The sequence below is a fragment of the Desulfurispirillum indicum S5 genome, from assembly GCF_000177635.2.
Taxonomy (GTDB): domain Bacteria; phylum Chrysiogenota; class Chrysiogenetes; order Chrysiogenales; family Chrysiogenaceae; genus Desulfurispirillum; species Desulfurispirillum indicum.
The window spans coordinates 2,917,617-2,928,377 of the sequence record NC_014836.1 but is presented as its reverse complement, the minus strand read 5'-3'; the positions used below and the strand labels follow the sequence as shown (position 1 = coordinate 2,928,377).

Sequence of the window (10,761 nt, the reverse complement as noted above, 5' to 3'; positions counted from 1 at the left end):
CATCGTGGCTTCTGATAGTGGCAAGCATCCGGAAAAGTCGATGATCACTGGAAAATAGGGCTATACACTCTATTTTTCCTATACTATGATAAGATCATAGCGGAACGGTTGTTTTATACAGGCGAAACCTGTAAAAATGTCCGTTGAATTTGTATCTGCTTTTGCCGGAAAAGTAAACACTGGCCAGCGGGCGAAGTGACTCCAAATGGACAGGAAGTACATGGTTTATTCCCCTTTGCACCTTATCCGTGCCCTGATTGCTGTCTTTGTGCTGAGCGGATTCGCCCAGGGAGCCACAGTCAGCTTTAAAGTGGAAAAGGATGAGGATGGCAGAATCCGTGAAGTGGTTTCCTTTGTCATGGATCAACCGGTTCCTTATATTGTAAGGGATTATACTATTATTCAGCAGGTGCTGGTAGAAATTCCCGGCTTCGATGTTGATATGCCCGAGATAATTTTCAGTAGTGTTAACTCAACGCTGGTGGAAAAGGTAACCTCCTATCGAGGGAACCTCATTATTCACCTCAGACATGTTCCGGTCACCATTTCCGATCGTTTTGATAACGATCCCTTTGTTATCCAGGTTATTCTTGATGCCGATCGGCGGCGTATATCCCAGGTTCAGGCCAATGTAGCCCAGTTGCTGCAGTCACTGGCTCAGGAGATGCAGATAACTCCTGAAACTCCCGTACTTACCGGGCCGGTTTCCCCCCAAAGCCCCATGGGGCCAGGTTTGACAGAAGAAGACCTCTATCAGCTGGAGCTGCGTAGCAGTGCTATCGGAATGCTTGACCCCTATCGCAGTGATCGCCAGCTCAGGGAATTGAATACCCCTGACGCCATAGCATTGCGCCAGGCCTACAGTTATTTTGGGGAAGGCAATGATCTGCAGGCTTTGGATGAGCTGCTGTATATTATCCGGGAGCACCCGGAATCACCTCTGGTGGAGGAAGCCACTTTTCTCCTGGGTGATGCCTATCATAATATTCCCCAGGAACCACCGGGAGTACAGTTTCGTGACGCCATTACCGTGTATGAAAAGGCTATTGATCTGTATCCTGGCAGTCGCTTTGTTCCCCGCGCCATTTATGGCATAGGCCAGTCCTATGAAGCCCTGGGCAACCCGGCAGCCGCGAAGTTTCACTACGAGATGATTCCGTCACCAATCGTCAATGAGTACATAGGTCCGGCACTCCTGGCAGTGGCGCGGCTTGAACTTGAGCAGGACAGTGTCCGTGGAGCCATTGAGGCTATGGAAACACTGCTGCAGTACGACGAAGATCACTGGCGCATGGAAGCCCTGCGCCAGTTGACTCGGCTTGAGTTTAAGGCCGACCACTATCAGCGCAGCGCCGATTACTTTACCCGCCTGCAGAATGAGTACTCTGAACTTTTTACCTTTGATCCCCAGCTTCTCCTGGAAGCAGCCCAGTCCTACCACCAGGTGGGTGAATTGCGTAAGGCTGCCTGGAATCTGCAGCGAGTCATCAATGTGTATCCCCATTTTGATGGTGCTGCCAAGGCTTTTCTTGAGCTGGCGACCATTCACCACACCGTGGGCAACACCGACCTGGCCCAGATGTTTATCAGTGAGCTGACGGGAAAGTACCCCGATACCCTGGATGCCTCGCGCGGGCAGCTGCTGCATGCCAGAATCCTGATGGAGAAGGATCTGTGTGAGGATGCCATGGGCCTGTACTCCCTGGTTGAATTTGGTATTCACAGCGCAGAACTGGAAAAAGAGGTTATTCTCGGGAAAATTGACGGTGAGATCTGCCTGGCCAATTATGAAGTTGCCGAGAGCATGGCCAGAAGTTTCCTGCGCAGTTTTCCCCTGGCCGATGAAGCGGAGGAGGTGCGCTCCAAGCAGCACCGGGCAGTCTACCTGCGGGCCCTGTTTGAACATGAAGAAGGGAACTTTCGCGTTTCCTATGATCTGCTGCGTACGTATCTGAATAATCAGCCCCTGTTGCCTAACGACGAGGAAAACCATGCTGCCATTGTGGAGCTGGCCCAGGAGAACTTTGTCATCATCGGTCTTGCCATGATGGATGAGGATCCCTATCGGGCGCTGGAGCACCTGAAGCGCTATGCTGGACTCTATAATGGCGAAGCCAGACACGAAGAGGTGGAGCGCCACATTCGCGATCTGCAGCATCGCCTGGCTCATAAAGAGATAGATGGTCTTCAGTTTCAGCGGGCCATCAGCCGGCTCAATGAAGCGGTGCAGAACTATGAAACCGGGTATCGCAGTGCTGACTTCCGTGATCTGCGTGTCTACGCTCTGTTTAAACAGGGAGAATTCTTTTTTAACAACGGTAACTACGAGGATGGATCAACCTACTTCGACCGCATCTTCTCCGAATTTTCCGAAACCCCCTACGCCGCCATGTCCCAGCGTTTTCTGGTGGCAGCTGGCAAAGGAAATGTGCTGCAGGCCTTCAATGCCAGTAACTATGTGGAGGCTATAGACCAGTTTCACGTGTATGAAAAATACCTGGCCATGAGCGCGGAAGAGTATTTTGAGGCGGCCAAGCTGGCTTCCCTTGCCTATACGCGCCTGAGTTTCCATGATCGCGGGTTGGAGCATATCAACGACATGGAGCAGGTGTTGCCTGCGGCCTATTCGGAAAAACTGGATGACCTGCGGGCGCTCAATTACTGGGGTCTGCAACAGTATGAGCGGGTCGTACGCGCCCTGGAGCCCAGAATGGAGCGGGATGAACCCCTGATGGTGGAAGCCTATGAAGCCTTGGCGAACGCTTTCTCCCGTCTGAACCGCTCCGACCGCGCTGTCGAAACCTTCCTGAAAGCGGCTGAGCTGCTGAGTGACGATGATCCGGCCCAGAGTCGGCGCATGCGCTTTGAAGGAGCTCAGCTGCTGCGCAGCCTTGGCCGGGATGACGAAGCCCGCCAGCAGTACCAGGATATTGTTGATAACTACGAGATCAATCCCACCCTTGATCCGGTGGTGGTTGATGCGTATCAGCAACTGGTCAGCATGGCGGCGGCGCAGAGTGACCACGAGACCGTTATTGGCCTGAGCGAATCAGCGCTGCAGCTGTTGAACGGTCATGAAGAAGCATCATCCGAACGTATCCTGTACTTCATGGAGCAGCAGGCGATAGCCTATCAACGCACGAACCGGGTAGCGCAGGCCATCACCATCTACGAAAGCATTTACGAGCGAAGCCCCGAAAGCGTTACCGGGCTGCGGGCCAAACAGGAACTCGACTCCTACGAGTGGAACCGGCGTATGCGGGAACAACTGCGATGAGTGAGCAACTGGATCTTCAGGAACTCATGAAGGCCATGGACTACTTCAATGAACAGTCCAGGCGCCTGACCGAATCCTACGCCAAACTTGAAGATGAAGTTGCCAATCTGAATCTGGCCCTCGATGAGAAAAACCGCTATCTCACCAATATTCTGGAGAGCATTTCCAACGGAGTGCTTGGGCTGGATGCCGATGGGACCATCACCGTGGTGAACCGCGCCGCCAAGGAAATGCTGCTTATACAGCACGATGACGATATCCTGGGGCGCAATATCTGGCACCTGTCCATCTTCAGCGATATCCTTGACTCCTGCGAAGATCTCACCAGCGATCACCTCCAGAACTTTTCCCGTCAGGCAACCCTTTATCTGCCGGGCCAGAAGCGTCGAGTTATTGAGTACAACCTGACGCCCCTGGAGGGAAGTGCCGGAACCATCCTCTATTTCCGCGACCTCACCCGCATCATCGAGCTTGAGCAGCAGGCGGCCCGCAACGAAAAGCTGGCAGCCATGGGGGAGATGGCTGCCAATATAGCCCATGAGATCCGCAACCCCCTGGGTTCCATCGAGCTCTTTGCTTCCCTGCTCTTTCGCGATCTCGCCGATGACAGCAAAAAACAGCAACTGGCTGCCAATATTGTCAGTGGAGTACGCAACCTGAACAGCGTCATCAGCAATCTGCTGCTCTTCACCCGTAATCTCAGTATCCAGAAAGAGACCTTTGACGCGACGGCCCTGCTGGACGAGGTATTGAAGTTCAGCGAGCATCTGAAATATAAAAAGAATATTCGCACCATCAGAGAGGTTGCTTCCGGCGTCGAGCTGCACGGAGACTTTGACCTGCTCAACCAGGTGTTGCTCAACCTGGTGCAGAACGCCGTCAATGCCATCGAGGAAAGTGGGACCATTGCATTGACGGTAGAGCGCGATACCGATTCCGATGCCTGCGTACTGCGGGTGGAGGATGATGGCAAGGGAATGGATCAGGAGACGCTGCGCAAAATTTTTATCCCCTTCTACACGACCAGGGCCAGGGGCACCGGGCTGGGCCTTTCCATCGTCAACCGCATTGTCGAGGCCCATGGGGGAGTGCTGAATGTTGAATCTCAGGAAGGTTTGGGAACGACTTTTACCATCAAACTCCCCGGATGCCCCCGGGGATAGGGCAACAACCCGCGATACCGGCCTGCATCATGAGCAGATGGCCAGTGGTTATCTGCGGAATCAGGGTTTTGTCATCCGCGCCACCAATTATCGCACCCGCAGTGGTGAAATTGATATAGTGGCTCTGGATGAAATGACACTGGTTTTTGTCGAGGTACGCTTTCGCTCTCATCCGGCCACACTGGCTGAATATACGGTTGATCGCACCAAGCAGCGCAAGCTGTGGAAAACCGCTGCCCATTACCTGCGTCAGCATCCCTGGGACGGGGATGTGCGCTTTGATGTCATTGCCATCAATGGTGCCGCTCTTGAACACTATCAGGATGCCTTCAGGGGGAATGAATGATGATATGGAAAGCATGGAGTAAAGAGATTTTTGAAGAAGCAGCGGAGCAACTGAAGCTGATACTGTTGATGCTGGTTTCCGACTTGAACAGTTGCAGTATGGACGCACAGTTTCAGCCAGGTGCCCAGGAAGCCTATACCCTGGAGGAAATTGAACGCAACTTTCTCCCGGTGAAGGTGACCGTGGAGGAACGGCCCGACATTGAGCTGCTGCTCAGTCCCGGCTATTACCCGTCCACCCTGCTGCTGAGCCCGGAAGGGCGTATCCTTTGCGTGGTGCAGCCACAGGAAAAAGACCTCTACGAAGTGCTGTTCCAGGCCCGCAGACAATATATCAATGAGGGCACCAAAGCAGGTGTTCCCGTGGGCATGCCCGCCTATCCCGTGCAGGAAGCCTTTTCCTGGGGTATGAATGAAATTCAGACGGTTATTGGCGCGCTGATGCGTTCCTGTGAACAGGAACTGCAGCGGATTGCGACACCACTGTCGGAACAGAAGACTATCGGATTCGAGGGAAAGATGCTGCTCTTTGTCACCCAGGCAGCTCTGATACTGCGCGATGAGCACCTGACCAGTCTGGCAGGGCAGTACATGGAACACATGGCCGCCGTCCTGTGGGATCCGCACAATAATGGCTTTTTTGCCTCAATACAGGGGGAGACACCCCTGCCCATCAAAAAACTCTCCCATCAGCTGGAAGCCATGGAGGCGCTGGTGAGCTTTGCTCAGCAGGACGAGACTTCTTCGCGCCGAGCTATCGAGGCCTTGCTGCAGGCTATTGAAGGGAATTTTTCCAAGGATGAGGGGCTCTATTCCACCTACTCCTCCACCACGACCATGTATACCGCCGACAATATGCACCTGCTGCGCTGCCTGTTGCTGGCACGGGACAAAGAACTTTTGCCAGCCGGACTTGAGGCGAATATCTCCCTCTTTGCGGCACGCCTTGAGCAGACCGTGGCCGATGATGGCAGCGTTGCCGTTCTGCCCTTTGCGTCTGCGCGGGCACCTGTGCCCCTGTTGAGTACCCAGGTGGCCTGTGCTCGCGCCTTTTTTGCCTGTTACCGCTACAACAAAGAAACCCGCTTTCTTCAGAAAGGCCTGAGGGCACTTGGGTACGCGATCTCCCACCTGATGCTCTCCCTGGGGGGAGTATTGATGGCGAAGGATCAAAGTGACCGTTTACCGTTGTTGCGGCCGCTTGACGCCAATATGGAGTTTGTTCTGGCCTGCCTTGAAGCGGCTGAACTGACGGAAGCCTCCATGTATCGCGAGTGCGCCCGTAATGTTCTGGCCATGTTCCGGCAGAATTACAGTGGATTCGGCAATCAGAAATACACCTATGGAACGGGACTGCTGGCTTTGGTGGTCGCCGAGAACCTGCTGGAAGCAGGTGAAAGCTGAAGAGCTGTACCTGCCTCTCAGATGGGTCGGGAAAGGAAGGCCCGGAACCTCAGGTCAGCAAAGCGCCAGGGAAGATGCGTACCCTTTTTTATGCCGATGCGCGTTCCCTGCCCAAGGTTCTGTGGCTGGTATCCATCGCTCCAGATGCTCAGGGGACTTTGATGTATGGCAGTATTGTTCAGGCAGAGGTCGATCCCCAGGTGGCGGCACAGTTTTCCCGGCCCATTGAGAATGCGCGTATGGCCTGGTTCCGATGGAGAAAAGCCCTCCATGGGAAACGCAGCGCGGATCAGCACCGCTGAAGGCATACCAGCGGCGTCAGTCACCACATTGAGCATATGATGGTTGCCATAGATGAAGTAGATGTAATAGCGCCCGCCCCATTCGAACATGGGCTGGCTGCGGGGAGTCGGGCCCCGGTACCCGTGGGATGCGGGGTCGTCAAAACCATGATATGCTTCCGTTTCGATTATACGGCAGCTGTATCTTGTGCTTCCCCGCTCCATGACCAGGATTTTTCCCACCAGAAAGCATGCCCCTGCCACAGCGTCGAGGCAACTGAGCAGAGGTGGCGTGATCTGAGTCCATTGAGTATCATCTGACATGAGAGGAACACCTGATGAAAGTCAAAATCATGCGTCTGTCCCACTGTTACAGCCTTCCCCAGTACAACCATCCCGGAGATTCCGGTATGGATCTGTTTGCCGCCCACGGCGTTCTTCTGAATACCGGCGATGTGGCCAAAGTGCTGACCGGAATCTGTCTGGAAGTTCCCGAAGGCTATGAAGGGCAGATACGACCACGCTCCGGCATGATCCTCAATACTCACCTCTCCTTTGAAATCGGTACGGTGGATCAGGGATATCGCGGTGAAGTCCATGTGGTCGTCCGCAATTTCGGGCCAAAACCCTATAACATTGCCCGGGGGGACCGCATTGCCCAACTGGTTATCGCTCCCGTGGTGCGGGCCGAGCTGGAAGAGGTGCAGGAGCTTGCTCCCAGCCAGCGCGGTGGCAAAGGGCTTGGCAGTACCGGCAAGCGGTAGGGGAGTTTTTCTACATCCCTTTTGACTGGAAGAAGCTGCTGTACTTCTTGTCTTCCTGGCGGATATGCTTGAAGAGCCAGTTGCGCAGAAAATCCAGGGTTTCCGTTGCCACCAGCAGATCACCTTTGTCAAATTTTTCCTTGAGTTTCAGAACCTGTCGTACCAGGCTGTCGTGGATTTCCTGATGCTGTGGTGCTTCGTGGTAGCCGTGCTTCTTCATCAGGGAAATCTCGTCTTCGAAGTGGGTTACGGTGTAGTCCAGCAGTTCGTCAAAGACATTGTCGAGGACACTTTTCCCGGCTCCCTGCTTGACGGCGTTCGCCAGCTTGTTGATGATGCTGACCAGCTTTTTGTGCTGATCGTCAAAGCGTCTGATTCCCACAGACAATTCATCGTTCCAGACAATAAACGGCCCGTCATGGTTTTTCCCGTTGGGGTGCGCAGGTCTGCTGCTGGTCACGGGCGCCAGCGCCTTGGGAGCGCCGGCAGTAGCGACCGGTTCGTGGTCGCTGGTACGCAGCTGGGAGAGGGTTCTCTCCAGCTGTTCAGTGGCTTCCTTGAGGCCCATGGCCGTGTCGGTGATATCCGCCAGTGACATGGTGCTTTTCTCCAGGCCGGCAGCCATCTGCTGCAGATCACTGTTGGTCTTCTGAATCAGCTTGTCCTGCTCCTTGATGGCAAAACCGATCATGCCGTTTGCCTGATCAATCTCCTGGACGGAATCCACAATATCGTTGAATACAGCTTCAGCCTTTTCAATAACCTCGACCCCCTCGTCGACACTCTTGTTGGCCTCTTCCATTTCCTTGAACGCGCTCTCGGTTTCTGAGTAGAGGGCGTTAATGATAACGCTGACTTCCTTGGTGGCGTTCTGGGTTCTCTCCGCCAGCTTTCGCACCTCATCGGCGACGACGGCGAAACCGCGCCCCGAGTCCCCGGCCCTTGCGGCTTCAATGGCGGCATTGAGGGCCAGGAGGTTTGTCTGGTCGGCGATATCGTTGATGACATTGAGGATGGCACTGATCTTTCCGGAAGACTGGCTGAGCTCCTGAATAGTGCTCGCCAGGCTCTGTGCCTTGGCCTTGATGACCCCGATATTCTGTGTGGCCATTTCCAGCTGCTTTTTCCCCTCGGAAGTCTGACTGTTGGCGAAATCGGTTTTTTCGATCATATCCTGGAGGGTCTGCATGACATCCTGCGATGATGTGGCCATGGCCTCCATGGCCTTTGCGACGTTGTTGATGCTGCTGACCTTATGCCTGAACTCCGTGGTGACGCTTGCGGCGGTGTCGCCCATGTAGGCGGTTTCCTGCTGGAGGCTTGCGGAAGCGCCCTTGAGCTGGTTGATGTGGCTGCACAGAAAATCAAGAAACTGATTGAATGGCGCGGAAGCAGGCCCTCTGAGGCGAAAGGCAAGGTTGCCGGGATCGCGCAGAATGGGAAGCCGGGTGCTGTATTCATCCGCTGTGCTGTTGGCTTTGCGGGCGTAGATCAGGGCAAGCGCGGTCATGGCTATGGTGATGACAAACACTATCCACAGCGGGTTCACCGAGGTGTATCGCAGCAGTAAGAGACTTACGATGAAAAGGGTTACTGCACAGATTGTGACCTGAAGACTCTGAATGTTCTGTTTCATGCGGGCAACCTCGGGGGAAATAGTGTCATCAACCTTCACTTATAAGGGAAGGAATTCCTTTTGTCGAGTAAGGATACTCCACATTGGAGGAGAGCTTTTGGTGGAAAAGATTCCCTTCAGGAGTGTTTCAGTGAAAAGGTTTGCCAATGGCTCCATACTGCTTGTCTTCTTTGGGGATATGGTTGGAGAGCCACTTCTTGAGGAACTCCAGGGTTTCAGCAGCCACCATCAGGTCACCTTCGTCGAACTTCGACTTCAGACTCAGCGCCTGTTGCACCAGATCGGCGTGGATTTGCTTATGGTGTTCAATGTCCCTGTACCCATGCTTTTCCATATAGGCCTCTTCGTCTCTGAAGTGGGTGGTGGTGTATTGCAGCAGCTCTTCGAAGGTAGGCGCCAGAACATGCTTGCCTTCGCCCTTTTTTACGGCGCTGGCCAGACGGTTGACAATGGAGAGCAACTGTTTGTGCTGGTTGTCAAAGTGCTCTATCCCTACCGACAGCTTATCGTTCCAGACAAAAAACGGCCCGTCATGGTTTTTCCCGTTGGGGTGCGCAGGTCTGCTGCTGGTCACGGGCGCCAGCGCCTTGGGAGCGCCGGCAGTAGCGACCGGTTCGTGGTCGCTGGTACGCAGCTGGGAGAGGGTTCTCTCCAGCTGTTCAGTGGCTTCCTTGAGGCCCATGGCCGTGTCGGTGATATCCGCCAGTGACATGGTGCTTTTCTCCAGGCCGGCAGCCATCTGCTGCAGATCACTGTTGGTCTTCTGAATCAGCTTGTCCTGCTCCTTGATGGCAAAACCGATCATGCCGTTTGCCTGATCAATCTCCTGGACGGAATCCACAATATCGTTGAATACGGCTTCAGCCTTTTCAATAACCTCGACCCCCTCGTCGACACTCTTGTTGGCCTCTTCCATTTCCTTGAACGCGCTCTCGGTTTCTGAGTAGAGGGTGTTAATGATAACGCTGACTTCCTTGGTGGCGTTCTGGGTTCTCTCCGCCAGCTTTCGCACCTCATCGGCGACGACGGCGAAACCGCGCCCCGAGTCCCCGGCCCTTGCGGCTTCAATGGCGGCATTGAGGGCCAGGAGGTTTGTCTGGTCGGCGATATCGTTGATGACATTGAGGATGGCACTGATCTTTCCGGAAGACTGGCTGAGCTCCTGAATAGTGCTCGCCAGGCTCTGTGCCTTGGCCTTGATGACCCCGATATTCTGTGTGGCCATTTCCAGCTGCTTTTTCCCCTCGGAAGTCTGACTGTTGGCGAAATCGGTTTTTTCGATCATATCCTGGAGGGTCTGCATGACATCCTGCGATGATGTGGCCATGGCCTCCATGGCCTTTGCGACGTTGTTGATGCTGCTGACCTTATGCCTGAACTCCGTGGTGACGCTTGCGGCGGTGTCGCCCATGTAGGCGGTTTCCTGCTGGAGGCTTGCGGAAGCGCCCTTGAGCTGGTTGATGTGGCTGCACAGAAAATCAAGAAACTGATTGAATGGCGCGGAAGCAGGCCCCCTGAGGCGAAAGGCAAGGTTGCCGGGATCGCGCAGAATGGCCGCCTGAAGCTCTTTTGAAGGAGTGCTGCTGGCTTTTGCTGCGCGAACCTGAAAGAGAATCGATATTATAGTTAATATGAAGAGTATCGACGCGATAATAACTTTTGCATCCATATGACTTACCAGGAAAGATGCCGTCAGGAAAAGTATGATGGAGACAGAGGGGATGACAAGAAGCGGCAGTTTGAAACCTTGTGGCATGATGTGACTCCATAGGGGGAATAGTAATCGTTTTTGTTGTGGCATTTTAGAGGGAAGCCGCGGCCTTTGTCGAGAACTTTTTCACATAACCATGCCGATCTTCAGTCGCTCACCATGCCGGGAATCTAAGACGTG

At 54.1% G+C, this 10,761-nt stretch carries 8 protein-coding genes and 1 pseudogene; 5 read left to right on the top strand and 4 right to left on the bottom strand.

The features are described 5' to 3' along the window. The first annotated feature begins 220 nt into the window (after window positions 1-220). From SELIN_RS13540 to SELIN_RS13525, 4 genes are read left to right on the top strand one after another with little or no spacing between them, the layout of a single operon-like run. Entirely contained in the window at window positions 221-3,277 is a 3,057-nt protein-coding gene (locus SELIN_RS13540; RefSeq protein ID WP_013507199.1) for a tetratricopeptide repeat protein, read from the top strand. After that, entirely contained in the window at window positions 3,274-4,440 is a 1,167-nt protein-coding gene (locus SELIN_RS13535) for a two-component system sensor histidine kinase NtrB (RefSeq protein ID WP_013507198.1), read from the top strand. Before SELIN_RS13540 ends, SELIN_RS13535 begins: the two co-directional genes overlap by 4 nt. Next, complete coding sequence (locus SELIN_RS13530) at window positions 4,373-4,786, top strand: YraN family protein (protein ID WP_083806069.1); 414 nt, start codon at window positions 4,373-4,375, stop codon at window positions 4,784-4,786. The genes SELIN_RS13535 and SELIN_RS13530 overlap by 68 nt, the downstream gene beginning before the upstream one ends. After that, window positions 4,783-6,189 carry a YyaL domain-containing protein gene (locus SELIN_RS13525; protein ID WP_013507196.1) on the top strand — a complete coding sequence of 469 codons (1,407 nt, stop codon included), beginning with the start codon at window positions 4,783-4,785 and terminating at the stop codon, window positions 6,187-6,189. Before SELIN_RS13530 ends, SELIN_RS13525 begins: the two co-directional genes overlap by 4 nt. 17 nt (window positions 6,190-6,206) lie before the next feature. On the opposite strand, the gene SELIN_RS13520 is transcribed toward SELIN_RS13525, so the two are convergent. Beyond that, window positions 6,207-6,794 (bottom strand): DNA-3-methyladenine glycosylase, encoded by a 588-nt coding sequence (locus SELIN_RS13520; protein ID WP_013507195.1) that lies wholly within the window; start codon window positions 6,792-6,794, stop codon window positions 6,207-6,209. 14 nt (window positions 6,795-6,808) lie between these two features. On the opposite strand from SELIN_RS13520, the gene dut reads away from it, so the two are divergent. Continuing rightward, the gene (gene dut / locus SELIN_RS13515) at window positions 6,809-7,234 is read left to right on the top strand and encodes a dUTP diphosphatase (RefSeq protein WP_013507194.1); all 426 of its coding nucleotides are present in this window, start codon (window positions 6,809-6,811) and stop codon (window positions 7,232-7,234) included. 10 nt (window positions 7,235-7,244) lie between these two features. Here the strand turns inward: dut and SELIN_RS13510 are convergent, their stop codons facing one another. The 3 genes and pseudogenes from SELIN_RS13510 to SELIN_RS15580 all read right to left on the bottom strand — a co-directional run. Beyond that, window positions 7,245-8,870 carry a bacteriohemerythrin gene (locus SELIN_RS13510; protein WP_013507193.1) on the bottom strand — a complete coding sequence of 542 codons (1,626 nt, stop codon included), beginning with the start codon at window positions 8,868-8,870 and terminating at the stop codon, window positions 7,245-7,247. Between the two features lie 127 nt (window positions 8,871-8,997). Continuing rightward, on the bottom strand, window positions 8,998-9,675 hold the full coding sequence (locus tag SELIN_RS15585; RefSeq protein WP_425481181.1) for a bacteriohemerythrin: 678 nt from the start codon (window positions 9,673-9,675) through the stop codon (window positions 8,998-9,000). Continuing rightward, window positions 9,664-10,008, bottom strand: a pseudogene (locus tag SELIN_RS15580) (methyl-accepting chemotaxis protein); the annotation flags it as partial. The gene SELIN_RS15585 and the pseudogene SELIN_RS15580, both read right to left, overlap by 12 nt. Window positions 10,009-10,761 lie beyond the last annotated feature (753 nt).

Coding starts and splice junctions, on each gene's coding strand:
- SELIN_RS13525 (WP_013507196.1), top strand. CDS start 4,783: ATGATGATATGGAAAGCATGGAGTAAAGAGATTTTTGAAGAAGCAGCG.
- SELIN_RS13520 (WP_013507195.1), bottom strand. CDS start 6,794: ATGTCAGATGATACTCAATGGACTCAGATCACGCCACCTCTGCTCAGT.
- SELIN_RS13540 (WP_013507199.1), top strand. CDS start 221: ATGGTTTATTCCCCTTTGCACCTTATCCGTGCCCTGATTGCTGTCTTT.
- SELIN_RS13535 (WP_013507198.1), top strand. CDS start 3,274: ATGAGTGAGCAACTGGATCTTCAGGAACTCATGAAGGCCATGGACTAC.
- SELIN_RS15585 (WP_425481181.1), bottom strand. CDS start 9,675: ATGATCGGTTTTGCCATCAAGGAGCAGGACAAGCTGATTCAGAAGACC.
- SELIN_RS13510 (WP_013507193.1), bottom strand. CDS start 8,870: ATGAAACAGAACATTCAGAGTCTTCAGGTCACAATCTGTGCAGTAACC.
- SELIN_RS13530 (WP_083806069.1), top strand. CDS start 4,373: ATGTTGAATCTCAGGAAGGTTTGGGAACGACTTTTACCATCAAACTCC.
- dut (WP_013507194.1), top strand. CDS start 6,809: ATGAAAGTCAAAATCATGCGTCTGTCCCACTGTTACAGCCTTCCCCAG.